The organism is Pantoea sp. PSNIH1 (genome assembly GCF_007680655.1).
Classification (GTDB): domain Bacteria; phylum Pseudomonadota; class Gammaproteobacteria; order Enterobacterales; family Enterobacteriaceae; genus Pantoea; species Pantoea eucrina.
Genome location: NZ_VEIP01000006.1, coordinates 23,083 through 46,754, shown reverse-complemented (window position 1 = coordinate 46,754; position 23,672 = coordinate 23,083). Strand labels below are relative to the sequence as shown.

Annotated in this window: 21 protein-coding genes; 16 read left to right on the top strand and 5 right to left on the bottom strand. The window is 58.9% G+C overall.

Going from position 1 to position 23,672, the window contains the following annotated elements; genetic code table 11:
- Positions 1-45: 45 nt before the first annotated feature.
- From FS690_RS14400 to pstB, 3 genes are read left to right on the top strand one after another with little or no spacing between them, the layout of a single operon-like run.
- Positions 46-2,139, top strand: coding sequence for an ABC transporter permease subunit (locus FS690_RS14400; RefSeq protein WP_145339819.1), 2,094 nt, complete (start codon positions 46-48; stop codon positions 2,137-2,139).
- Complete coding sequence (pstA, locus tag FS690_RS14395) at positions 2,136-3,737, top strand: phosphate ABC transporter permease PstA (protein ID WP_145339818.1); 1,602 nt, start codon at positions 2,136-2,138, stop codon at positions 3,735-3,737. The genes FS690_RS14400 and pstA overlap by 4 nt, the downstream gene beginning before the upstream one ends.
- A gap of 12 nt (positions 3,738-3,749) precedes the next feature.
- A complete protein-coding gene (gene pstB / locus FS690_RS14390; protein WP_039379558.1) occupies positions 3,750-4,517 on the top strand; it encodes a phosphate ABC transporter ATP-binding protein PstB in 768 nt (255 codons plus the stop codon).
- 101 nt (positions 4,518-4,618) lie between these two features.
- On the opposite strand, the gene purN is transcribed toward pstB, so the two are convergent.
- Together purN and purM are read right to left on the bottom strand one after the other, a co-directional pair.
- Positions 4,619-5,254: a phosphoribosylglycinamide formyltransferase gene (gene purN / locus FS690_RS14385; RefSeq protein ID WP_104085279.1), complete on the bottom strand. Its 636-nt coding sequence runs from the start codon at positions 5,252-5,254 to the stop codon at positions 4,619-4,621.
- Positions 5,251-6,291 (bottom strand): phosphoribosylformylglycinamidine cyclo-ligase, encoded by a 1,041-nt coding sequence (gene purM / locus FS690_RS14380; protein WP_039379553.1) that lies wholly within the window; start codon positions 6,289-6,291, stop codon positions 5,251-5,253. Before purM ends, purN begins: the two co-directional genes overlap by 4 nt.
- Before the next feature lie 240 nt (positions 6,292-6,531).
- Between purM and upp the strand changes: the two genes are divergently transcribed.
- The 3 genes from upp to hda all read left to right on the top strand — a co-directional run bounded on the left by upp (position 6,532) and on the right by hda (position 9,485).
- Entirely contained in the window at positions 6,532-7,158 is a 627-nt protein-coding gene (gene upp / locus FS690_RS14375) for a uracil phosphoribosyltransferase (protein ID WP_039379551.1), read from the top strand.
- Positions 7,159-7,406: 248 nt separating this feature from the next.
- A complete protein-coding gene (uraA, locus tag FS690_RS14370) occupies positions 7,407-8,690 on the top strand; it encodes a uracil permease (protein ID WP_104085278.1) in 1,284 nt (427 codons plus the stop codon).
- Between the two features lie 93 nt (positions 8,691-8,783).
- Positions 8,784-9,485 carry a DnaA inactivator Hda gene (hda, locus tag FS690_RS14365; RefSeq protein WP_211049497.1) on the top strand — a complete coding sequence of 234 codons (702 nt, stop codon included), beginning with the start codon at positions 8,784-8,786 and terminating at the stop codon, positions 9,483-9,485.
- Positions 9,486-9,487: 2 nt separating this feature from the next.
- Here hda and FS690_RS14360 read toward each other — a convergent pair whose 3' ends face one another.
- Complete coding sequence (locus tag FS690_RS14360; protein ID WP_094111936.1) at positions 9,488-10,951, bottom strand: M48 family metallopeptidase; 1,464 nt, start codon at positions 10,949-10,951, stop codon at positions 9,488-9,490.
- A 643-nt stretch (positions 10,952-11,594) separates the two neighbouring features.
- Here FS690_RS14360 and FS690_RS14355 point away from each other — a divergent pair.
- The 4 genes from FS690_RS14355 to FS690_RS14340 all read left to right on the top strand — a co-directional run bounded on the left by FS690_RS14355 (position 11,595) and on the right by FS690_RS14340 (position 15,778).
- Positions 11,595-12,200 carry a DsrE family protein gene (locus FS690_RS14355; RefSeq protein WP_094111937.1) on the top strand — a complete coding sequence of 202 codons (606 nt, stop codon included), beginning with the start codon at positions 11,595-11,597 and terminating at the stop codon, positions 12,198-12,200.
- 24 nt (positions 12,201-12,224) lie between these two features.
- Positions 12,225-12,833: a DsrE family protein gene (locus FS690_RS14350; RefSeq protein WP_094111938.1), complete on the top strand. Its 609-nt coding sequence runs from the start codon at positions 12,225-12,227 to the stop codon at positions 12,831-12,833.
- Between the two features lie 221 nt (positions 12,834-13,054).
- Entirely contained in the window at positions 13,055-14,647 is a 1,593-nt protein-coding gene (locus FS690_RS14345; RefSeq protein ID WP_104085276.1) for a sensor domain-containing diguanylate cyclase, read from the top strand.
- Positions 14,648-14,707: 60 nt separating this feature from the next.
- Positions 14,708-15,778, top strand: coding sequence for an AI-2E family transporter (locus tag FS690_RS14340; protein ID WP_104085275.1), 1,071 nt, complete (start codon positions 14,708-14,710; stop codon positions 15,776-15,778).
- 44 nt (positions 15,779-15,822) lie between these two features.
- Here the strand turns inward: FS690_RS14340 and bcp are convergent, their stop codons facing one another.
- The gene (gene bcp / locus FS690_RS14335; protein WP_071667909.1) at positions 15,823-16,290 is read right to left on the bottom strand and encodes a thioredoxin-dependent thiol peroxidase; all 468 of its coding nucleotides are present in this window, start codon (positions 16,288-16,290) and stop codon (positions 15,823-15,825) included.
- Between the two features lie 141 nt (positions 16,291-16,431).
- A complete protein-coding gene (locus FS690_RS14330) occupies positions 16,432-16,998 on the bottom strand; it encodes a glycine cleavage system transcriptional repressor (RefSeq protein ID WP_039379528.1) in 567 nt (188 codons plus the stop codon).
- Positions 16,999-17,141: 143 nt separating this feature from the next.
- Between FS690_RS14330 and dapA the strand changes: the two genes are divergently transcribed.
- The 6 genes from dapA (at position 17,142) to ypfH (ending at position 23,669) form a co-directional block, all read left to right on the top strand.
- Positions 17,142-18,020 (top strand): 4-hydroxy-tetrahydrodipicolinate synthase, encoded by an 879-nt coding sequence (dapA, locus tag FS690_RS14325; protein WP_104085274.1) that lies wholly within the window; start codon positions 17,142-17,144, stop codon positions 18,018-18,020.
- Positions 18,021-18,034: 14 nt separating this feature from the next.
- Positions 18,035-19,066, top strand: coding sequence for an outer membrane protein assembly factor BamC (gene bamC / locus FS690_RS14320; RefSeq protein WP_071667912.1), 1,032 nt, complete (start codon positions 18,035-18,037; stop codon positions 19,064-19,066).
- A 143-nt stretch (positions 19,067-19,209) separates the two neighbouring features.
- Positions 19,210-19,923, top strand: coding sequence for a phosphoribosylaminoimidazolesuccinocarboxamide synthase (gene purC / locus FS690_RS14315; protein ID WP_039385608.1), 714 nt, complete (start codon positions 19,210-19,212; stop codon positions 19,921-19,923).
- A 146-nt stretch (positions 19,924-20,069) separates the two neighbouring features.
- Positions 20,070-20,930, top strand: a complete 861-nt coding sequence (locus tag FS690_RS14310) for a neutral zinc metallopeptidase (protein ID WP_039379523.1) — start codon at positions 20,070-20,072, stop codon at positions 20,928-20,930.
- Positions 20,930-22,900, top strand: a complete 1,971-nt coding sequence (locus FS690_RS14305) for a tRNA(Met) cytidine acetyltransferase TmcA (RefSeq protein ID WP_145339817.1) — start codon at positions 20,930-20,932, stop codon at positions 22,898-22,900. Before FS690_RS14310 ends, FS690_RS14305 begins: the two co-directional genes overlap by 1 nt.
- A gap of 73 nt (positions 22,901-22,973) precedes the next feature.
- On the top strand, positions 22,974-23,669 hold the full coding sequence (ypfH, locus tag FS690_RS14300) for an esterase (protein ID WP_145339816.1): 696 nt from the start codon (positions 22,974-22,976) through the stop codon (positions 23,667-23,669).
- Positions 23,670-23,672 lie beyond the last annotated feature (3 nt).

Here is a 23,672-nt window from a genome sequence, read left to right as displayed (position 1 = left end):
GCTACGGGCAACATAGCGACTCTCTAATCTGAATCCCTGACCGGCATGAGCATAAACCATATTCCTGTTGAATCTAATGACCGTCGCCGGCGCGCCATCGATCGCTTTGTGCGGCGCATGGTAACGGCGTGCGGCGCAGGAATATTGCTGCTGATGCTGCTGCTGTTCTTCTGGCTTATCTGGGTGGTCCTGCCCCTGTTCAGCGCGCCACAGCTTCAGCCTGCGCTCAGCCAGCAGCTGTGGGATAAAACGCCGGCGCTGGCGCTGGGCAGCAGCGACACGCTGGGCTGGCGCATCAGCCGTCATGAAGCGCGTTTTATTCCGCTTAACGGCGACCCCGCCGGACCGGCGCTGGCACTTTCGGACGCGCCGCAGGCCGCCGTGACCAGCAGCGCGGCTGATGCCGTGTTACTCAACGTGCAGGGCGCACTGCTATTGATGCAGCCGCGAATAGAGCACGATCGCGGCGAGTGGTATTTTCCGCTGGGCGATCGGCCGCTGCGCCTGCCGCAGGGTGCCGTCAGCCAGATGGCGCTGGCGCACATCGACGACGGGCAGTGGCGTATTGCTGCACAGACGCCGTCGGGGATCAGCGTGCTGACGCTGGCCAGTCAGCAGCCTGTCAGTCAGGTTATGCTGCCGCAGCAGCATGCCGACCAGCTGCTGCTGTCGCCTGACGGCACGCAGCTCTTTACCAGCCGTGAGCGCCAGCTGCAGGTGTGGCAGATTAGCGCTGAGGGCGCACAGCTGCGCGAAACGCAGGCGCTGACGCAGCCGGTTGCGAGCCTGCATATGCTGGCGGGTGGCCGGACGCTGCTGATCAGAGACGATCGCGGTGTCAGCCAGTGGTTTGCCATTACCGGCGAGCACGGTCCGCGCCTGCAAAAAATTAAAACCTGGCACGGCTCGCAGGGGGCGCAGGGTGTGGCAACCGAGTCACAGCGCCGGGTATTTGCCAGCTGGGATGCGCAGGGCGTACTCAGCCTGTTTGCCAGCAAACAGTCAGGCCCGATCCTCACGCGTCAGCTGGCGCCGGGCATTCAGGCGGTCGCCTTTTCGCCGCGCGGCGACGGCGTGATCGTCGAACACGCCGGGCGCTGGCAGCAGTTCCGCATTGATAACCCGTGGCCTGATGTTACCTGGCGTAGCCTGTGGCAGAAAATCTGGTATGAAAATTATCCGCACGCCGACTGGGTGTGGCAATCCACCGCGGCCGGTGACAGCTATCAGGCGAAGTTCAGCCTGGTTCCGCTGGTTATCGGTACCCTCAAGGCCGCCGCGCTGGCGCTGCTGTTTGCCACGCCGCTGGCGCTGGCTGCCGCTATCTATACCGCCTGGTTTATGTCGCCGGGACTGCGGCGCTGGGTTAAACCCGGCATTGAGATGATGGGCGCGCTGCCGAGCGTGGTGATCGGCCTGATTGCCGGTATCTGGATGGCGCCGCATATCAGCCATGCGCTGGCGGGCGTGCTGCTGCTGCCGGTGATACTGGCCGCTACGCTGCTGCTGTGCGGCGTGCTGAGCCCGCGTCTGCCGGCGCGCTGGCGTCGTCCGGGCGTCGAGGTGCTGTTACTTCTGCCGCTGCTGCTGCTGGTCACGCTGCTGACGCTATGGCTGGCAGCCCGGCTCTGGCCGGACGCCGGTGAACAGCTTATCCACTACGAACAGCGTAATCTGCTGGTTGCCGCCGTAGCAATGGGGTTTGCGCTGGTGCCGCTGATATTTACCCTGGCGGAAGATGCGCTGTTCAGCGTGCCGGGGGCGCTCGGACAGGGATCGCTGGCGCTGGGTGCTACGCCGTGGCAGACCCTGACGCGGGTCGTACTGCCCGGCGCTTCTGCCGGGATTTTTGCCGCACTGATGATCGGTTTTGGCCGGGCGGTGGGCGAGACGATGATTGTGCTGATGGCCACCGGCAACACGCCGGTGAGCGAAGGCGGGCTGTTTGCCGGGCTGCGCGCGCTATCAGCGAATATTGCGATAGAGATGCCGGAGGCGGCAGCGGGCAGCGCGCACTACCGCATCCTGTTTCTCAGCGCGCTGCTGCTACTGCTGTTTACGCTGGTTATCAACACGGTCGCAGAAGTGATCCGCCAGCGGCTGCGCCGGCGTTATGGCCAGCATGAGGGACAGGGATGAAAAACGCACATCGTCAGAACGATCGCTGGCGCTGGCTGACGGCGGGTGCGGTGGCCGTCTGTTTACTGGCGTTTACGCTGCTGATCGGCCTGCTTGGCTGGCAGGGCGTGCGCGCCTTCTGGCCGCAGCCGGTGGATCGCTATCAGTTTCAGGCTCCCGGCGCGTCGCCGGTTACGCTGCTGGGCGAGACGCTGCAGGCAGAGCGGCAGAGTACCGGATGGCGCTACCTGGTAAAAACCGGCAACCGCGATTTTGCCGCCCCCGATTTCCGCGTCATTTACAGCGCCGGGCCCGCGCGCGCGGAACAGCCGCGTGACGTGCTGGTGCTGCAACGGCGCAACGGCGGTAACGCTTACGGCTGGCTGGTGGCGCTGCGGGAAGACAATGAGACGCTCACCGCACACAACCGTAATGCGCTGCTGCAGCAGCGTCTGCAGCAGGTACAGGAGCAGCTGCGTCAGGCAGAGGATATCCGCCGTATCGATATGGCGCGGCTCAATGCGCAGCTGGAAAATCTGCAGCAGCAGGCGGATGAGCAGCAGCGCGAACAGCGTTTTGGCCTGCAGCAGCAGTCAGAGTTCGACGCCAACAGCGCGGCGCTGCATCGTCGCTTCAGCGCGCTGGCTGAGCAGCTGACGCATCTGCAGCAGGCGAGCCAGCGCGATACGCTGATCCTGCGCGACGCGCAGGGCGCAGAACATACTATCCCGCTGGCGCAGATCGTCGCGGCCTGGTACCCCAATAACATGAGCGTGTCGCAAAAAGCGCAGCACTTTTTGCGGCAGGTGTGGCAGTTTGTCAGCGACTCACCGGCGGCAGGCGGCAGCGAGAGCGGCGCGTTTCCGGCTATCTTTGGCACGGTGCTGATGGTGGTGCTGATGTCGGTCATCGTTATGCCGCTCGGCGTGGTGGCTGCCGTCTGGCTGCATGAGTATGCCGGACGTCACGCCCTGACGCGGCTGGTGCGTATCGCCGTGGTGAATCTCGCCGGCGTCCCCTCTATCGTTTATGGCGTATTTGGTCTCGGTTTTTTTGTCTGGCTGATTGGCGGCACGCTCGATCAGCTCTTCTTTTCGCGGGCGCTGCCGAACCCAACCTTTGGTACGCCAGGCCTGCTGTGGGCGTCGCTGACGCTGGCACTGCTGACGCTGCCGGTGGTGATTGTGGCGACAGAAGAGGGGTTATCACGTATACCCGATACGCTGCGTCAGGGATCGCTGGCGCTGGGGGCAACGCAGGCGGAAACCCTGTGGCGGGTGGTACTGCCGCTGGCGGTGCCGGCGATGCTCACCGGACTGATTCTGGCAGTGGCGCGAGCGGCGGGAGAGACGGCGCCGCTGATGCTGGTCGGCGTGGTTAAGATGGTACCGGAGCTGCCGGTAGACGCCGTGTTTCCTTATCTGCATCTTGACCGCAAATTTATGCACCTCGGCTTTCAGATTTACGATCTGGCCTTTCAGAGCCCGAACATCGACGCCGACAGGCCGCTGGTTTATGCCACTGCGCTGCTGCTGGTCATGATTATTCTGTCGCTGAATCTGCTGGCGATGGTGCTGCGCCACCGGCTGCGCGAACGCTACCGGCTGATGACGCACTAACAAGGTTGAAATATGACGTCCACTGAGAACATTGCGCTAAGCGTAAACAAGCTATCGCTCTGGTACGGCGAGCGCCAGGCGCTGAACGCTATCGATCTGCAGATCCCGAAAAACCGCATTACGGCGCTGATTGGGCCATCCGGCTGCGGAAAGTCCACGCTGCTGCGCTGTTTTAACCGTATGAATGACATGATTAGCGGCTGCCGAACCGAAGGCGAAATCCTGCTTGATCGGCTGCCGGTAATGCAGGCAGGGCAGGATCTGCCTGCCCTGCGGCGGCGCATCGGCATGGTGTTTCAGCGCCCTAATCCGTTTCCCAAATCGATTTATGAGAACGTGGTGTATGGCCTGCGTCTGCAGGGAGTGCGCGACCGCCGGGTTTTAAATGAAGCGTGCGAACGCGCACTGCGCGCGGCGGCGCTCTGGGGGGAGGTGAAAGATCATCTGGCGCAGAACGCGCTGACGCTCTCCAGCGGCCAGCAGCAGCGGCTGGTGATCGCCCGGGCAATTGCCATTGAGCCAGAAGTGCTGCTGCTGGATGAGCCCACCTCCGCGCTCGACCCTATCTCTACGCTGGTGATTGAGGAGCTGATGACCACGCTGAAGGCGCATTTCACGCTGGTACTGGTGACGCATAATATGCAGCAGGCGGCCCGCGTGTCTGATTACACCGCGTTTATGCATCAGGGACAGCTGATTGAGTTCGGCGACACCGATCGGATTTTCACCGCACCCGGCGTGCGCCGCACCGAAGAGTACATCACCGGCCGGTTTGGTTAACGCCGGTTACCGGGGGCGTCATCGCGTTCTAACCCAGGGGCGCATAAATGCGCCCCCTACGGGGGCCAGGGGATGGGCGCATTCATGCGCCCCTGACATACCTACGGGGCGTACCCTTCTGCGGGCAGAGGCTGACCATCCAGCCATGCTTTGCCTTCGCGCATCACCAGCCGGCCATCCATAAACCAGCTAATGGCCAGCGGATAGATGGCATGCTCCTGATGCTGCACGCGCGCCGTTATCTCGGCTTCATCATCACCGGGAAAAATCGGTACCCGCGCCTGCAGAACGACCGGACCACCATCCAGCTCATCGGTGACAAAATGCACCGACGTGCCGTGCTCTTTATCGCCGTTCTCCAGCGCCTGGCGATGGGTATGCAGGCCCGGATACTTTGGCAGCAGGGAAGGGTGGATATTCAGCAGGCGATCGTGATAGTGCGCAACAAAGGCGCTGCTGAGGATGCGCATATACCCTGCCAGCACCACCAGATCGGGCTCAAAGGCGTCTATCTCCTGCATCAGCTGGCGATCAAAAGCTTCGCGATCGGGGAAGTCGCCGGGCGACAACGCCAGGCCCGGCACGCTCGCCTGCTGCGCGCGCGTCAGGCCGTAAGCGCTCTCTTTATTACTGAAAACGGCAGCAACGCTGCCGTTGATCCGCCCGCTGGCGCAGGCGTCAAGGATGGACTGAAGATTGCTGCCGTTGCCGGAGATCAGTACAACCAGTTTTTTCATGAATTGATAACCACACGCTCTGCGGAATCAGACGCCTTAATAACGCCGATTTTCCACGCCTGCTCACCGGCATCCTGCATCAGCTGTACCGCTTTGTCTGCTTCATCCGGGCTGAGGGCAATCACCATGCCGACGCCGCAGTTAAAGGTGCGATACATCTCATGGCGGCTGACGTTCCCCGCCTGCTGCAGCCAGCTGAACACCGCCGGCCACTGCCAGCTCTGCTCATCCAGTACCGCCTGCGTATTGTCAGGCAGCACGCGTGGGATGTTTTCCCAGAAGCCGCCGCCGGTAAGGTGGGCAATGGCGTGCACATCAACCTGCTCAATCAGGCTCAGGATATTTTTTACATAGATGCGGGTCGGGGCCAGCAGGTGATCGGCCAGCGATTTACCTTCCAGCTGCTCGCGTTCCGGATCGGTGGCGCTGACTTCCAGAATCTTGCGTACCAGCGAATAGCCGTTGGAGTGCGGGCCGCTTGCCCCGAGGGCAATCAGGACGTCACCATCCTGAACTTTACTGCCGTCGATGATCTCCGATTTCTCCACCACGCCGACACAGAAGCCAGCGACATCATAATCTTCGCCGTGATACATGCCCGGCATTTCCGCCGTCTCTCCGCCTACCAGCGCACAGCCTGACTGCAGGCAGCCTTCGGCAATACCGGTGATCACCGCAGAGGCGGTATCAACGTCCAGTTTGCCGGTAGCGTAGTAGTCGAGGAAGAACAGCGGCTCGGCGCCCTGTACCACCAGATCGTTCACACACATCGCAACCAGATCGATGCCGATGCTGTCGTGACGCTTAAGATCCATCGCCAGGCGCAGTTTAGTACCGACGCCATCCGTTCCCGAAACCAGCACCGGCTCACGATATTTCTGCGGCAGCGCACACAGCGCGCCAAAGCCGCCCAGTCCACCCATCACTTCCGGGCGGCGGGTTTTCTTTACTACGCCTTTAATACGGTCAACCAGATCGTTACCAGCATCAATATCAACACCGGCGTCTTTGTAGCTGAGAGAGGTTTTGTCGGTCACTGCGGAATCCCCACGCGATTGCGATTGGTGGCAAAAATTAAGCGCGGCAATTCTAACAGCGCAGGCAAACGTTTGCGAGTCTGATCTCACGCCCGATATTCGTTATGTCAGATTTTCGCGATTCCGCTATTCTCAGGACAGGCAGCCATCCCCCTGCGCAATCCGCTGTGGCGCAAAAGCAAAAAGGCGGTATAATCCGGCGATTTTTTTTTAGCTCAACTCAATTCCGGGAGAACAATCATGAAAATCGTGGAAGTCAGACACCCGCTGGTTAAACACAAACTGGGCCTGATGCGTGAGCATGATATCAGCACCAAACGCTTTCGCGAGCTGGCCTCGGAAGTGGGCAGCCTGCTGACCTATGAAGCCACCGCCGATCTTGAAACCGAACGCGTAACGATTGAAGGCTGGAACGGCCCGGTTGATGTTGATCAAATCAAAGGTAAAAAAATTACCGTCGTTCCTATTCTGCGTGCCGGTCTTGGCATGATGGAAGGGGTACTGGAGCACGTGCCGAGCGCGCGTATCAGCGTGGTGGGTGTCTACCGCGATGAAGAGACGCTGGAGCCGGTGCCCTATTTCCAGAAGCTGGTCTCTAACATCGAAGAGCGCATGGCGCTGGTCGTCGATCCGATGCTGGCGACCGGTGGCTCAATGATTGCCACCATCGACCTGCTGAAAAAAGCGGGCTGCAGCAGCATCAAGGTGCTGGTACTGGTAGCGGCCCCGGAAGGTATTGCCGCGCTGGAGAAAGCGCATCCGGACGTTGAGCTGTATACCGCGTCAGTCGATCAGGGGCTGAATGAGAAAGGCTATATCATTCCAGGTCTCGGCGATGCCGGCGATAAGATCTTCGGAACGAAATAATGTTTACTCCGGGCTATGTTGCTGGTCGCGTTGCCTTCGGGCAGTGCCCGAAACCGCTGCCTGCGCCGGTACGCTCCGCGCTGGCCGTGAGCCCAATGCCGCCGGCAACGCCCGGCCTGCAGCTGCAGGCAGAATATGCATTAGCATTTTTAAGACATAGTATTTGAGCAGCCGACCAGAGAGTCGGCTTTTTTTTAACAAAAAAACAGTAATTAACCGCCTGTCATACAGGAAGGGAAGGGGATACGATGACGAGACGTGCCATTGGGGTGAGCGAACGCCCGCCGCTGCTGCAAACCATTCCACTCAGCCTGCAGCATCTGTTTGCGATGTTTGGTGCCACGGTGCTGGTGCCGATCCTGTTTCATATTAACCCGGCGACCGTGCTGCTGTTCAACGGCGCTGGTACGCTGCTCTATCTGTTTATCTGCAAAGGTAAAATTCCTGCCTATCTCGGCTCCAGCTTCGCCTTTATTTCACCGGTACTGCTGCTGCTGCCGCTGGGTTACGAAGTGGCGCTGGGCGGCTTTATCCTCTGCGGTCTGCTGTTCTGCATTGTGGCGCTGATTGTGAAAAAAGCGGGCACCGGCTGGCTGGACGTGATGTTTCCACCCGCCGCGATGGGCGCTATTGTCGCCGTGATCGGGCTGGAGCTGGCAGGCGTGGCGGCCAATATGGCGGGCCTGCTACCGGCGGAAGGTACGGCACCGGACAGCACCACCGTACTGATCTCCATGGTGACGCTGGCGGTTACGGTGTTCGGCTCCGTGCTGTTTCGCGGTTTTCTTGCCATCATCCCGATTCTGATTGGTGTGCTGGTGGGCTATGCGCTCTCCTCAATGCTGGGCATTGTTGACTGGCGCAGCGTGGAAAACGCGCCCTGGTTTGCGCTGCCAACCTTCTACACGCCGCGCTTTGAGTGGGCGGCCATGCTGACCATTCTGCCTGCCGCGCTGGTGGTGATTGCCGAGCACGTCGGGCATCTGGTCGTGACGGCAAATATTGTGAAAAAAGATCTGATCCGCGATCCGGGGCTGCACCGCTCTATGTTCGCCAACGGCCTCTCGACCATGTTCTCCGGCTTTTTTGGATCAACGCCCAATACCACCTATGGCGAAAACATCGGCGTCATGGCGATCACCCGCGTTTACAGCACCTGGGTTATTGGCGGGGCGGCGATTTTTGCCATTCTGCTCTCCTGCGTGGGCAAGCTGGCGGCAGCGATTCAGGCGATCCCGGTGCCGGTGATGGGCGGCGTATCGCTGCTGCTGTATGGCGTGATCGGCGCCTCCGGTATTCGCGTGCTGATTGAATCAAAAGTGGACTACAACAAAGCGCAGAACCTGATCCTGACCTCGGTGATCCTGATCATCGGCGTGAGCGGTGCCAAAGTCCATATCGGTGCGGCAGAGCTGAAAGGCATGGCGCTGGCCACGCTGGTCGGCGTTGCGCTGGCGCTGATTTTCCGGGTTATCAATATTTTACGTCCGGAAGAGGTGGTGCTGGAGGCGCAGGAGCAGCAGGATCGCTAAGCGCGGCCGCCGGGCAGGGACGCCTGGTTCATCTCTGCAGAGGATCGTGATAAACTTGCGCCGTTTTCTGCCCGCTCACTTGCTGAGGTACTTCTGAACACGCCGGCACAGCTCTCACTGCCACTCTACTTACCTGATGATGAAACCTTTGCCAGCTTCTGGCCAGGGGACAATCCGTCGCTGCTTGCCGCACTGCGCGGCGCACTGGCGCAGCAACACGGCAGCTATCTCTACTTCTGGTCGCGCGAAGGCGGTGGACGCAGTCACCTGCTGCACGCGGCGTGCGCCGAAATGTCTGCCCGCGATGAAGCGGTAGGCTATGTGCCGCTGGATAAGCGGACCTGGTTTGTGCCGGAGGTGCTGGAAGGCATGGAGAATCTGGCGCTGGTCTGCATCGACAATATTGAGTGTATTGCCGGGGAAGCGGAGTGGGAAATGGCGATATTTGACCTCTATAACCGCATTCTTGAAACCGGTAAAACCCGCCTGCTGATCACCGGCGATCGGCCGCCGCGCCAGCTCAGTCTTGGCCTGCCCGATCTGGCCTCCCGTCTCGACTGGGGACAAATCTATCGTCTGCAGCCGCTCTCAGATGAGGATAAATTACAGGCGCTGCAGCTGCGTGCCGGGCTGCGCGGTTTTGAACTGCCGGAAGATGTCGGGCGTTTTCTGCTGAAGCGTCTCGATCGTGAAATGCGCACGCTGTTTGAAACGCTGGATCGTCTCGATCGCGCCTCTATCAGTGCCCAGCGCAAACTGACGATCCCGTTTGTTAAAGAGACGCTCGGACTCTGACGTTATCCTTTCTGATACTGCCGGAAACGCCGCTGCAGCTCACGCAGCTGATCGATACGGGCGTCATAACGCGCCTGCTTCAGGCTGCCAAGCGGCACCTGTGCGCTGGCGCTGCCCAGTGCGGTAATGGCTTGATCGAGCTGGCCGCTGAGCGCCAGGCTCTCCGCCCGCGCTGACAGCTCTTCATCGCGTAATCCCTGTGCCGCCGACGCCTGCGCCAGCAGATCCCAGGCGTTAAGATCGTCCGGATGGGCAAAGGTATAGCGGTTAAGAATGCGGCTGGCACTGGCGGGCTGTTTCGCTTCCACATAAGCGTTAGCCAGGTTGAGCTGCAGCACCGGATTAGTGCCGCCGCCGCGGGCGCTGCTCAGCATGGCGATCGCCTGCTGCGGCTGGTTGAGCCCCAAATCGATATCGGTCATCAAATCAAGAAACCAGACGTTGTCCGGCTGTTTTGCCAGCAGCGGCGCCAGCGTACGTTTAGCATTCGCAAAATCTTTGGCCTGCAAAAACTGCACCGCTTTGCCATACTGCGCGGCCTGCTGTTCACGCAGATTGCCTTTCGCATACTCATTCAGCAGATCGTCGGTGAGCTGATTGCGGCCGGTAGGATACATGCCAAGCACACGCACCTTCGCCATATAGAAATCCTGCGACGACTGTACCACCACCGGACGCATCTGGTTTGCGCGGTTGCGCGCGTCAGAGAGACGGCTGTCAGGCAGCGGGTGCGTCAGCAGAATTTCCGGCGGGCGGGAGGAGAAGCGCGTCTGGTCGGCAAGCTTTTCCAGGAAAGCGGGCATCGCCTGCGGATCAAAACCGGCACGCTGCAGCACCTGAATACCGATGCGATCCGCCTCCTGCTCATTGCCCTGCGTGAAGCTGATGATGCCCTGCTGGGTGCCTGCCAGCGTACCGGTCAGCGCCGCCATTCCCGCCTGCGGATTTGCCATCGCCAGCAGAATAGAACCCAGCGCGCCAACCCAGGTCAGCGGCGCGCTGCGTTTCTGCTCCTCCATGGCGCGCGCCAGATGACGCTGCGTCACGTGTGAAATCTCATGCGCCATCACCGAGGCGAGCTGGCTCTCATTATCGGTATAGCGGAACAGTGAGGCGTGCAGCACCACGTTGCCGCCAAAAAAGGCAAAGGCGTTGAGCTCGTCATTCTGGATCAGGAAAAAGTGAAACGGCGTGCGCACTGAACCGGCGTGCGCGACCAGACGCTGCCCCAGCTCATTAATGTACTGGTTCAGCAGCGGATCCTGAATCAGTGGCGCGCTGGCCCGCAGCTGGCGCACGTAAAAATCGCCCATCTGCAGTTCCTGATTAATCGATAGCGTGGAACCCGCCGTCGTGCCGATGTCGGGCAGATTATCACTGAGGTCGGCGCGTGCGCTGAAGGCGGGCGTCAGCAGCAGCGCAGGAATGAGGGTAGCCAGTACGGAGATACGCAGTCGGTTTAACATGCCTCGATCCTGATGATGCTCATCTGTCGCCGGACAGAAGAGAGGGTAAATGTTCGATGTGAATCGGGTTTTCTGCTCTGTCGCTATCTTAACCGCAGGCCGCCGGGTTGCAAAGAGAGCGGTCGCTGAAGCGCAAAACAGAGCGTGGAGAGCGATGAGTCGCTGATTTGCCGCAAAAAACTGAACAGTAATGCAGCGACAGATATAAGGTTATGCTGCAATGAATTCAAAGTTACGTAAAGTTGCTCAAAAATATTGAATCTGGCATGGATTTTTCCAGGTATTCTCTGAAAAACAGGGCTGGCCCGGCCTTAACTATCACTCTGTTCCATCAGCTTTTTTTATCATCAGCGCGGGATAAAAACGGACCTTAACAGAAATTAATGGTCAGGGTTGATCCGTTCGTCAACCCGTGCAGTAAGCATAAGTAAACCGATTTCCCGGCCATCTTATTCTGCAGCGCTGCCGCGATGACCATCGAATTCCCTGTTTAATCAGCACCGCTAATTATGTTGCGCGCAACTAAAGCGTGGTTACACGGCGCCGGTCAGTCACGCCGTTCCGCATGCGCTGTGGTATAGATAAGGCACTTTTTTTCCCTATGAACTGTTAATACACGTGCCGTGTATGCCGGAGAGTATGTATGCGTTCAGCAGTAAGCTATGCCCTGATTGCTGTTCTGGGAGGCGTGGTCGGAGCAGGAATAATTAAAGGAGACGACCTCTATCAGCGTGTAGCGAAACATTTTACCGCTGAGCCTGCCGATCCCGAAGGATTCTGGAGCACGCCCGCCATTGAAGGCTATGGCAAAATTCATTATGAAGCGGATGCCGCATTTAAGCCGGCGGCCGGCCTGAGCAATAAGGTGGTTTTCCAGCTCACCAAAAATGAGGGTGACATCAAACGTCCTAACCTCGGGCTGGAGCGGGTTGCGCGCGTGGTTAACCTCTACGTTGCCTCCGGCGTTCCTGTTGATCAGCTGGAATTTGTTGTCTCCATGACCGGTGATGCGACGCCTGCCACGCTGGATGACAGCCACTTCAGACAGTTTTATGGCGTCGATAACCCTAATCTGCCGCTGATCAATGCGCTGAATAAGCTGGGCGTAAAAGTGTCCGTATGCGATCAGTCTGTTGCCTTTCACCACTATCCCAACGCCTGGATCGATCGTTCCGTGATCCATGCGCTCTCCAGCCCGACTACGGTCTCCACGCTGGAAAATCAGGGCTATGCCCTTTTGCAGATGTAATCGTTTCGGTTAAGGAGAAACAGAATGCGTGTAGCGTCTTATATTGTTATCGCCGCGCTGGCAGGATTTGTCGGCGGCAATGTGTTACAGCTCCCTGAGCTGGTGGATAAGGTCAGCGGTAAATTCGCCGATAAAAAAGCGGAGCCTGCTGACTTCTGGAGCACGCCGGCAATCGCCGGCTATGGCAAAATTCACTTCGTGAATACGCCTGACTACAACCCGGCAACGACGCCGGGGCTGAGCAATAAAATTGTGTTTCAGATCAACCGCAGCGAAGGCGATATTCACCAGGCTAACCTGGGCCTGGAGCGCGTGGCACGCGTGACCAACCTCTATTATGCTGCGGGCGTGCCGCTTAATCAGCTAAACTTTGTGGTCTCTATCAACAGCGATGCCGTACCGGCTGCGCTGAACAACGAGCAGTTTCATAAGGCGTACGGTTTTGATAACCCGAACCTGAAACTGATCGATGAGCTGAAAAAAGCGGGCGTTAAAGTCACTATCTGCGACCAGTCCGTGGCGTTTCACCAGCTGCAGCGTGACTGGATCGATACCCGCGTGACCCATACACTCTCCAGCGGCACAACGGTTGCTACGCTGCAGAATGAAGGATACGCCTTTTTGATGCTGTAACATGCGCTGACAGCGGTGCAGGCCGCTGTCACTTCTCTGCCTCCCTCCGTAAACCGATCCAGCGTAAAACAGAGCTCTGTTGCCAGAGCAGCAGGATGATCCGTGCTGAAACGACCTGAGCGGTGTACACTTGCTTCTCTTTTATAACAACAAGTGACCCCCTTAATCACCACAGCGTCAGGCACGAAATCTATGAAGCAACCTATCCGCGCGGCAGCGTTATGCTGATGCGAATCCGGCCCAAAACTGACCTGCGAACGCTGATCGCGCTGCTGGCAATAATCAGTATTGTCATTACGCTGGCGAACACGCTTTATGCGACCTGGCGCGTGCAGCGTATGGTGCTGATTGAAACCACGCTGGAAGCCAATCGCGCCTATGCGACTAAGCTGGCGACCACCACGGAACTTTTCTTTCAGCAGGCACAGTCGCAGCTGCACTTCAGCGCTAATCTGCTGGGTCAGGCGTTTGATGATGAAGCACTTGCGCAGCAGGAAGTGAATCGCCTGCGCGAGCAGACCAGCAGTTTTAACTCCGTTGCGGTGGTGGACAGTAATGGCATCGTTAAAGCGATTTCACCGGAATCCCTGACGCTGAAAGGCATGCAGCTCACCAGTCAGGCGTCACGGGAAGCGCTGTCGCAGCGGCAGCCGCTGGTCAGCCGGGCAGTGATTTCAGCCGCAAACAACCTGATCGTGTTTGTTTCATGGCCGATCTGGAACAGCGAAGGGCGCTATCTGGGGTACGTGGGCGGCACGCTCTATCTGAAGAAAAAAAGCATCCTGAATGCGCTGCTGGGCGAGCAATATTATCGCGACGGGACGCAGGTCTTTGTTCTGGACCGCAATAATCAGGTGCTTTATCACCAGAACAGCCAGCTGGTGGGTAAAAGCGTGCCGGCGATTATCAGCGAACGCGAGCGGGCGGAGCGCAGCAGCGGTACCGCGCAGATCACAGAGAACAGCAGCAATAAGCTGATTGGCTACGCTGTGGTGCCCGGTACCGGCTGGATGGTCGTGGCGCTTAAGCCTGCGGCACTCACGCTGGCGCCGCTTTCCGGTCTGCTGCTGAACGTGCTGAAAAACTCGGTGCCGTTTGCGCTGCTGACGCTGCTGGTAGCGATCGTGCTGGCGCGGCTGATCGCGCTGCCGCTCTGGCAGCTGTCGCGGAAAGCCAGCCAGATGGATACGCAGGGGGTGTCGGCAGAGATCGGCGGCATCCGTGCGTGGTACTTTGAGGCGGCGCAGGTAAAGCGGGCGCTGCTGACCGGTATCGGACTGGTACAGGATAAAATCGGCCGGCTTAACTCAGAAGTACAAAGCGATCCTCTGACGCAGCTGCTCAACCGGCGAGGATTGCACGCCGTGCTCGACTATTTTGAGGCGATGCAGCAGCCATTTGCCGTGCTGGCGCTGGATATCGACCACTTTAAACGGGTAAATGATAATTTTGGCCACGGCGCGGGTGATAACGTCATTAAGCAGGTCGCGCAGACGCTGCGCAGCAACGCCCGTCAGACGGATGTAGTCTGCCGTAACGGCGGCGAAGAGTTTCTGATGCTGCTGCCGGCTACCACGGTCGAAGAGGCGCGGGTTATCGCCGAGCGGGTGCGCGTCAGCATTGCGGAGAGCTGGATCGATCCGCCCGGCCATATCACGCTCTCGGTGGGCATCGCCTGCTGGCAGCCGCAGCAGGGCACGCAGGAGGAGAGTCTCCGGCAGGCGGATGCGGCGCTCTATCAGGCCAAGCACGCCGGACGAAACTGTGTGATGATTGCCGGCCATAACGCACTGGTCAGCAGCATTATACGCTGATATGCGGATCGATAAGCGGGCGGCAGCGTGCCGTGCCGGGGCAGTAAAAGGATAAGGTTGATGTTGTCTCTGTTGTTTCATTGGTACAAGCGTCGCTTCAGCGATCCGCAGGCGATTGGCCTGCTGGCGATCCTGCTGGCGGCGTTCTGCATTCTGTTTTTCTTTAGCGGGCTGCTGGCGCCGCTGCTGGTGGCGCTGGTGCTGGCTTATCTGCTGGAGTGGCCCGTAGTGCGGCTGCAGCGTATCGGCTGCAGCCGCAGCTGGGCAACCAGCATCGTGTTAATACTCTTCGCCGGCATTCTGCTGGTTATGGTACTGATAGTGGCGCCGGTTGCCTGGCAGCAGGGCATTAACCTGACGCGCGATCTGCCCAACATGCTCAATAAACTCTATGTCTCAGCGGCTGCGCTGCCACAGCGTTTTCCGGCACTGGTAGATGCAGGCATTATCGATATCATCGTAGAGAATCTGCGCAGCCGCCTGACCGGCCTGGGTGAATCCCTGGTGCGCTATTCACTGGCCTCGCTGGTCGGTCTGATGACGCTGATGATCTATCTGGTGCTGGTCCCGCTGATGGTGTTTTTCCTGCTGAAAGATAAAGAGCAGATGCTGAATGCGGTGCGGCGCGTGCTGCCGCGTAATCGCGGGCTGGCGGGCACGGTATGGAAAGAGATGAATCAGCAAATCACCAACTATATTCGCGGCAAAGTGCTGGAGATGGCGGTGACAGGCGTCGTCAGCTGGATCGCCTTTTTAGTGCTGGGGCTCAATTACGCGCTGCTGCTGGCGGTGCTGGTGGGCGTTTCGGTGCTGATCCCTTACGTGGGCGCGCTGGCCGTTACGCTGCCGGTCATTGGCGTCGGGCTGTTTCAGTGGGGGCTTAGCAGCGATTTCTGGACGCTGATGGTGGTGTATCTGGTGATCCAGGCGCTGGATGGCAACGTACTGGTGCCGGTGCTGTTTTCAGAAGCGGTAAATCTGCATCCGCTGGTGATTATTCTCTCCGTGGTCATTTTTGGCGGACTGTGGGGCTTCTGGGGCGTATTTTTTGCTATTCCGCTGGCCACGCTGGTAAAAGCGGTTGTACGCGCCTGGCCGGAAACCACGCCGGAACGGCAGATCGCAGAGTAAGAAATAGCGGGAAGCGGTGCGCAGCAAAGGCGCACCGCTTTTGATCAGGCAGACTTCACGTAATCAAGCACGATATCGTGATGGTCTGCGGTTTTAAAGCTGTCGAACACCTTTTCCACTTTACCATCCTGACCAATCAGGAAACTGATGCGGTGGATGCCGTCGTAGCTTTTGCCCATAAATGACTTCTCACCCCAGACGCCAAACTGCTCGCACACCTGGTGATCTTCATCAGAAAGCAGCGTGAAATTCAGCAGCTCTTTCTCAACAAAACGGGACAGTTTTTCCGGCTTGTCGGTGCTGATACCCAGTACCTCTACGCCCGCTTTTTTCAGCTCGTCCATGTTGTCACGCAGGCCGCAGGCCTGAGTAGTACAGCCTGGCGTCATCGCTTTCGGGTAGAAATAGACCAGAACACGCTGTCCCTGGAAGTCGGCCAAATTTACTTGTTCGCCATCCTGATCGGGCAAGCTAAATTTCGGTGCGGTATCACCGGCTTTCAGTGGATTCATCACAACTCTCCGTTTTTTGTTCATGCTGCGGGTATGACACCCGGCAGAGCCTGCTGGCTGGCCGGACGTTTACCTCAGGGTTATTTCACAACACGTTATGCTGCTGCAACAGAGTGTGTGGCGAAATAACCCGGAGCCTGATTACAGGACATTGCTGCTGTCGTCGGTGACACTATAGAGGCGAATTGAGCCTTGTGCATGCAGTTCTTCACACAGCTGATTAAACGCCTGCTCTATCGGTGCGCTTACCCGGTTCGCCGGACTGTGTGCTGTCATCTGAATATAGAGTACCGGCTGTTCATTGTCCTGAGCCGGGTTAATACGCGACACCAGCTCAGCGATGTTCAGCTGATGTTTATCAAGCAGATCGGTAAAGCGCTCAATAATGCGTGGCGAATCCGGCACTTCTACCTGAATCCGGACCGTCACCGGCATCGGTGGCGTCGCGCGCGCGTTCGTGCGCTTCATTACAATCAGCAGCTCCAGCTCAGCGCCTTTCATCGGCAGCGTGGATTCAATCAGCGTAATGGCGTTCCAGCTGCCGGAAAGCAGCATAATAAAGGTGAACTCATCGCCGAGCATCGCCAGACGGCTATCTTCTATATTGCAGCCGCAACTGCTGACGTGGCGGGTAATGGCGTTAACGATACCCGGACGATCGACGCCAAGAGCAGTGATGACCAGATGATGCGGCTGTGGCTGCGACAAAATGAGTTTTCCTGTACGTTCGCTAATAACTATAAGGTAAACATAAAAAAAACTGCTGACAAGCGCGGGAATGGGCTGGCTCGCTTGCTTTTCTTTGAAGGTAAAACGTAACATGAGGCACTTGTTTGTCGAGGGGATAGCCCATGTTCACCGGAAGTATTGTTGCACTCATTACGCCTATGAATGACCAGGGCCAGGTTTGCCGCCCGAGTCTGAAAAAACTGATTGATTATCATGTCGCCAGCGGAACCGCAGCGATCGTTTCTGTTGGCACCACCGGCGAATCTGCAACGCTCAGCCATGAAGAGCATGGTGACGTGGTGATGCAAACCCTGGAGCTGGCCGATGGCCGTATTCCGGTTATCGCCGGAACGGGCGCTAACGCCACTGCCGAAGGGATCTCTCTGACAAAACGCTTTACCGGCACCGGCGTGGTCGGCTGCCTGACCGTGACGCCTTATTACAATCGTCCGACTCAGGAAGGGCTTTACCAGCACTTCAAAGCGATTGCGGAAAGCACCGATCTGCCGCAGATGCTCTATAACGTTCCGTCGCGTACCGGCTGCGATATGCTGCCGGAGACCGTGGCGCGCCTGGCTGAAATTAAAAATATTATCGGTATTAAAGAAGCGACCGGGAACTTATCGCGGGTTTCACAGATCCAACAGCTGGTTGGTGACGAGTTCATTATTGTCAGCGGCGATGATGCCACTGCGCTGGATTCCATGCAGCTGGGCGGCAAAGGCGTCATTTCTGTCACCGCTAACATTGCGGCGCGTGAAATGGCTGAACTCTGTGCGCTGGCGCAGGAAGGCAAATTTGCCGAAGCGCGTAACCTGAATCAGCGTCTGATGCATCTGCACCAGACGCTTTTCTGTGAGCCCAATCCTATTCCGGTAAAATGGGCCGCAAAACAGCTGGGATTGATCGCGGATGACACGCTGCGCCTGCCAATGACGCCGCTGACCAGCGCGGGCCAGGAAAAAACGGCGCAGGCACTTATCAAAGCGGGTCTGCGTTAATTTAGGGAGAATCAATGAGTTTTTCAGTTAAGCGCTCGACGCTGGTAACGGTAGCAGGTCTCTCCACTCTGATGCTGCTGACAGCCTGTTCCAGCGATCAGCGTTACAAGCGCCAGGTAAGCGGCGATGAGTCCTATCTTCAGACGCCTGAACTGCGCGATCTGAACGCGCCGGCAGGGGCAATACTGCCGATACAGAACGGCGACTATGAGGTTCCGCATCGCGTAGCTAATGGCGCGCTGGGTAAAGCACTCGATATTCGTCCGCCGGCGCAGCCGCTGGCGCTGATGAACGGTACGCGCGCGCAGTTCACCGGTAATACTGGCGTACTGGCGCTGGAAAGCAGTCGCGGTTCTATCTGGTCACAGGTGGTCAACGTGGTGCAATCCTACAAGTTCCCGATTGCCCAGCGTAACGATGCCGGGCAGCAGCTCACCACCGACTGGGTGCAGTGGAACCGCGCAGATGAAGATAATCAGTATCGCGGCCGCTATCAGATCAGCGTGCAGAATCAGGGGTATCAGCAGGTCCTGACGGTGCGTCTGCTTGAGCTGCAGCAGCAGGGTGAGACGGTAACGTCACCGGCACAGGTTCAGCGCTATACCGGCCAGATGCTCAACGATCTCAGTACCGGTCTGGATAAGATCGATACTGCCAGTCAGGATGCTGCCGCCGGACGTGCGACCGGACAGATCGACGTCCAGAGCGGTGCAGATGAAACCGGCCTGCCGCTGCTGATCCTGCGCTCGCCGTTTAACGTCACCTGGCAGCGACTGCCGGCGGCGCTGCAGCGTGCTGGCATGGAAGTGACGGATGACAACCGTTCGCAGGGCAGTCTGAAAGTGACCTATAAGCAGCCGGGCAGCAGCGCGTTTGACGCGATTGGCGCCAAAGATCCGGAGCTGCCGAACGGTGACTATAAGCTGCAGGTCGGCGACCTTGATAACCGCAGTAGTCTGCAGTTTATCGATCCTAAGGGTCACGTGCTGACCCAGGCGCAGAACGATGCGCTGGTGGCCGTCATGCAGGGCGCACTGAATAAATAATTGTGTAAAGGCCGGAGATTCTCCGGCCTTTTTGTTTTGATTTTGGCATAATGGCGCCCGGCGAGGTAAACGATTGCGTCACGCAGTCGTCGCGCGGTGGAACACCGCTGAACACGGGTTATTTCATGTCTGGAGTTAACAAGATGCAAAAGCGAGCTGAGTTGTATCGCGGTAAAGCGAAAACCGTATACAGTACCGACAATCCGGATTTGCTGGTACTTGAGTTCCGCAACGATACATCAGCAGGAGACGGGGCACGAATCGAACAGTTTGATCGTAAAGGCATGGTGAACAACAAGTTTAACCACTTTATTATGACCAGACTGCAGGAAGCGGGCATTCCTACTCAGATGGAAGCGCTGCTGTCTGATAACGAAGCGCTGGTGAAAAAGCTGGAGATGGTGCCGGTAGAGTGCGTGATCCGCAACCGCGCGGCCGGATCGCTGGTCAAACGCCTTGGGGTGGAAGAGGGCATGCTGCTCAGTCCGCCGCTGTTTGATCTCTTCCTGAAAGATGACGCCAAACATGATCCCATGGTCAACGAGTCTTACTGCGAAACCTTTGGCTGGGTCAGTAAAGCGAACCTGGCGCGTATGCAGGAGCTGACGTATAAAGCCAACGAGGTGCTGAGCAAACTGTTTGATGATGCCGGCCTTATCCTGGTCGATTTCAAGCTGGAGTTTGGTCTGTTTAACGGCGAAGTCACGCTGGGCGACGAGTTCTCACCCGATGGCGCGCGTTTGTGGGACAAAGAGACCATGGACAAAATGGATAAAGACCGTTTCCGTCAGAGCCTCGGCGGCGTCGTGGAAGCGTATGAAGCTGTAGCACACCGCCTCGGGGTCAAACTCGACTAAACCGCATTACGCGGCAGGTGCTATCGGGTCGTCTCTGCAGACGGCCCTTTTTTATATCCGTCATCTGCCTGCCTGCAACGCTGGTGATTATGCCTGGCGCCATCTAAAATCATGCCTATCTGAAGATAAATAAACAGGAGCAGGCCATGCGCTGGCAAGGGCGTCGTGAAAGCGACAATGTGGAAGATCGTCGCGGCGAATCATCAGGTTTTGGCGGTGGCGGGCGACAGATCCGGCTGCCGCGCGGGAAAGGCGGCATTATCCTGCTGGTCGTTGTGGCGGTGGCCGGATATTACGGCTATGACCTAACCGGACTGCTGGGCGGCGGTGGCAGCGCACCGGTGCAGCAGCGCCAGGTGGACTCCGCGCAGGATAACGAGGCGGCGAAATTTACCTCGGTGATCCTCGCGACAACCGAAGATACCTGGGACAAGCTGTTTAAGCAGATGAACAAACAGTATGTGCCACCAAAACTGGTGATGTATCGCGGCGTGACGCGCACCCACTGCGGAACCGGCCAGGCGGCGATGGGGCCGTTTTACTGTCCGGCTGACCAGAGCGTCTATATCGACCTCTCTTTCTATGATGAGATGAAAACCAAACTGGGCGCAGGCGGCGACTTTGCGCAGGGCTACGTCATTGCGCATGAGGTGGGTCACCATGTGCAGAAGCTGCTGGGTATTGAGCCGAAAGTACGTGAAATGCAGCAGGGCGCCAGTGAGAAACAGGTGAATCAGCTGTCGGTGAAAATGGAGCTGCAGGCGGACTGCTTTGCCGGCGTCTGGGGCCACTATATGCAGCAGCAGAACATTCTGGAAGTGGGCGATCTGCAGGAAGCGCTTAACGCGGCCGAAGCGATTGGTGACGACCGCCTGCAGCAGCAGAGCCAGGGGCGCGTAGTGCCGGACAGCTTTACGCACGGCACATCTGAACAGCGCTATACCTGGTTTAAACGCGGTTATGACGGCGGCGATCCGGGCCAGTGCAACACCTTCGCCACTAACTGATGTCCTGTGCTGTTATCACGGCGGCGATGCAGCAGGCAGGCATCCGCCGCTTAGCGGTTATAGCAGGTGATGCAGAATGGGCGCGCGAGCAGGCCGGTCTATGGCAGCAGGCGCTGCCGGGTGACTGGATCACGCTCAGCAGCGCCTGCGACCTGACGCCGCACGTTGCCCCGGCAGCGCTGCGAACGCTGCTGGGACGTGAATTTACCCATGCGCTGTTCGATGCGCGGCACGGCTTTCACGCTGAGGCTTTTGCCGCGCTGGCCGGTACGCTGCGCGCCGGCAGCTGGCTGCTGCTGCTGACGCCGCCGTGGGAGAGCTGGGCGACAGCTGCCGATGCGGACAGCCTGCGCTGGGCCGATGTCGCAGAGCCCATCGCCACGCCCCGTTTTATACGCCGCCTGCAGCAGCTGATGCTGAAAGATGACGAGGTGCTGCTGCAGCGCCAGCATCTGCCGGTACGTCAGCCGGCCGCAGGTGTCTGGCCGCGCTGGCAATGCCAGGCGCCACAGCAGCAGGCGGCTATTCTTGCTCAGCTGCAGGCGATCGCTTCCGGGGTGGCGGTGGTTACCGCACCGCGCGGGCGCGGCAAGTCGGCGCTGGCCGGCATGCTGGCACGTAACACAACGCACGCGCTGGTCACCGCTCCGGCGAAGGTGTCAACAGAGGTGCTGGCGCAGTTTGCCGGCGAGCAGTTTTCCTTTATGGCCCCTGATGCGATCCTGCAGCAGCCGATCGATCCGCTGCCTGCATGGCTGATCGTTGATGAGGCAGCCGCGATCCCGGCGCCGCTGCTGCAGCAGCTGGTTGCACGCTTTCCGCGTGTGCTGCTGACCACAACGGTGCAGGGGTACGAGGGCACCGGACGCGGCTTTCTGCTGCGCTTCTGCGCCACCCTGCCTGACGTCCGCTATTTCACGCTGGATGAACCCCTGCGCTGGTGCGCACAGGATCCGCTGGAGCAGTGGCTCAACCGCGCGCTGCTGTTTGAAGAAGCGGATCGCGCCGCACCCGCATCTGAAATCACGTTATACAGAGCGACGCCGGATGCGCACCCCGCTGCGCTGGAGGCGGGCTATCGTCTGCTGGCGAGCGCGCACTATCGCACTTCGCCCCTCGACCTGCGCCGCCTGCTGGACGCGCCGGGGATGCAGCTCTGGCTGGCTGGCGCAGCAGAGAGCGTGGCCGGTGCCCTGTGGCTGGTTGAAGAGGGCGGACTGGATGCAGAACTGGCGCAGGCTGTCTGGGCCGGCACGCGTCGCCCGCGCGGTAATCTGGTCGCGCAGTCACTGGCGGCACACGCCGGTTTCAGCGCGGCGGCTACGCTGCGCTCTCTGCGTATCAGCCGCATTGCGGTGACGGCCGCCCGCCGTCAGCAGGGCACTGGCCGGGCGCTGGTTTCACAGGCGCGTCAGCAGGCCGCCGGCTGTGATTTTCTCTCGGTGAGCTTTGGTTACACGGCGGCGCTGTGGCGCTTCTGGCACGCCTGCGGCTTTACGCTGGTGCGGGTCGGATCGCAGCGTGAAGCGAGCAGCGGCTGCTACGCCGCAATGGCCATCTGCGCACTGACGCCGGCCGGGAAACTGCTGCAGACGCAGGCGGCGCAGCGTCTGGCGCGCGATGCCGTCTGGCTGAACGATCTCATCGATTTGCCACTGCCAGAGGAAGCGGGGCTGTCGCAGGATATTAATGAAGAGGATGTGGTGCTGCTGGCAGGTTTTGCCTGGGCACAGCGCCCGTTCGAGGCGAGCTATGCGGTGCTGCAGCGGCTGGTGCGCATACAGCCGCAGCCGTTAATGCAGGCCATACTGATTCAGAAACAGACGCTGAGCGAGGCGGGCAGCAGCGCCGGTCTCAGCGGCCGCAAGGCGGTGGTACAGCGGCTGCGTCAGGAGACGGCTGAGGCGCTTGAACGGCTCGATCCGCAGGCAGCGCAGGCCTGGCAACAGCGGCTGACGTTGTTGCAATAAATCAGCGCTCTTGTTCAAATTTTCCCGGTATCACTCTGCTGGCCGCGGCGTATAGTGAATACAGGAGGTCAGTATGGCTTTACGATATGTTGTTGTTCAGCAGCCGGTGCAGGCTGCTCAGCTTTTTTTGCTTTACCACGGCGCTGATGATAACCCTGATGCGATGGCACAAATTGGCACCTGGTTTGCTCAGGCGTTTCCGGACGCGCAGGTGGTGTCAGTAGGTGCCCCTTATACCGGTAGTGTGCCGCAGGGCCGCCAGTGGTTTATGGACTATCCCGCTCAGGATCGCTCGCCGCAGCAGTGTGTCGATGCGGTCATGCCGCTATTTATCGAGTCTGTCCGGCACTGGCAGCGTACTGCTGGCGTCTGGCCCGAAGCGACGGCGCTGGTCGGGTTCTCGCAGGGCAGCACCATGGTTCTGGAGGGCGTAAAAGCGCAGCCGGAGCTGGCGGGACGGGTGGTGGCGTTTAGCGGGCGCTATACCACGCTGCCGGAACGCGCCAGCAGGCGTAATACCATTCATCTTATTCACGGCGACGATGACGAACAGGTACCGCTACAGCATGCTGAAGCGGCGAACCAGCGTCTGACCGAGCTGGGCGGCGATGTGACGCTGGATGTGGTGAACGATCTGCCGCATGCGATAGATGAACGCAGCATGGCGCGGGCGCTGCATCATCTGCGCTATACCATACCGCGCCGCTATTTTGATGAAGCATTGAGCGGCGCCAAACCAAACGACGACGATGTTGTGATGTTTCTGTAGGGG

Coding starts and splice junctions, on each gene's coding strand:
- pstB (WP_039379558.1), top strand. CDS start 3,750: ATGACGTCCACTGAGAACATTGCGCTAAGCGTAAACAAGCTATCGCTC.
- purN (WP_104085279.1), bottom strand. CDS start 5,254: ATGAAAAAACTGGTTGTACTGATCTCCGGCAACGGCAGCAATCTTCAG.
- upp (WP_039379551.1), top strand. CDS start 6,532: ATGAAAATCGTGGAAGTCAGACACCCGCTGGTTAAACACAAACTGGGC.
- FS690_RS14310 (WP_039379523.1), top strand. CDS start 20,070: ATGCGCTGGCAAGGGCGTCGTGAAAGCGACAATGTGGAAGATCGTCGC.
- FS690_RS14400 (WP_145339819.1), top strand. CDS start 46: ATGAGCATAAACCATATTCCTGTTGAATCTAATGACCGTCGCCGGCGC.
- FS690_RS14350 (WP_094111938.1), top strand. CDS start 12,225: ATGCGTGTAGCGTCTTATATTGTTATCGCCGCGCTGGCAGGATTTGTC.
- FS690_RS14360 (WP_094111936.1), bottom strand. CDS start 10,951: ATGTTAAACCGACTGCGTATCTCCGTACTGGCTACCCTCATTCCTGCG.
- FS690_RS14345 (WP_104085276.1), top strand. CDS start 13,055: ATGCTGATGCGAATCCGGCCCAAAACTGACCTGCGAACGCTGATCGCG.
- uraA (WP_104085278.1), top strand. CDS start 7,407: ATGACGAGACGTGCCATTGGGGTGAGCGAACGCCCGCCGCTGCTGCAA.
- FS690_RS14355 (WP_094111937.1), top strand. CDS start 11,595: ATGCGTTCAGCAGTAAGCTATGCCCTGATTGCTGTTCTGGGAGGCGTG.
- bcp (WP_071667909.1), bottom strand. CDS start 16,290: ATGAATCCACTGAAAGCCGGTGATACCGCACCGAAATTTAGCTTGCCC.
- bamC (WP_071667912.1), top strand. CDS start 18,035: ATGAGTTTTTCAGTTAAGCGCTCGACGCTGGTAACGGTAGCAGGTCTC.
- ypfH (WP_145339816.1), top strand. CDS start 22,974: ATGGCTTTACGATATGTTGTTGTTCAGCAGCCGGTGCAGGCTGCTCAG.
- FS690_RS14305 (WP_145339817.1), top strand. CDS start 20,930: ATGTCCTGTGCTGTTATCACGGCGGCGATGCAGCAGGCAGGCATCCGC.
- pstA (WP_145339818.1), top strand. CDS start 2,136: ATGAAAAACGCACATCGTCAGAACGATCGCTGGCGCTGGCTGACGGCG.
- purC (WP_039385608.1), top strand. CDS start 19,210: ATGCAAAAGCGAGCTGAGTTGTATCGCGGTAAAGCGAAAACCGTATAC.
- FS690_RS14340 (WP_104085275.1), top strand. CDS start 14,708: ATGTTGTCTCTGTTGTTTCATTGGTACAAGCGTCGCTTCAGCGATCCG.
- dapA (WP_104085274.1), top strand. CDS start 17,142: ATGTTCACCGGAAGTATTGTTGCACTCATTACGCCTATGAATGACCAG.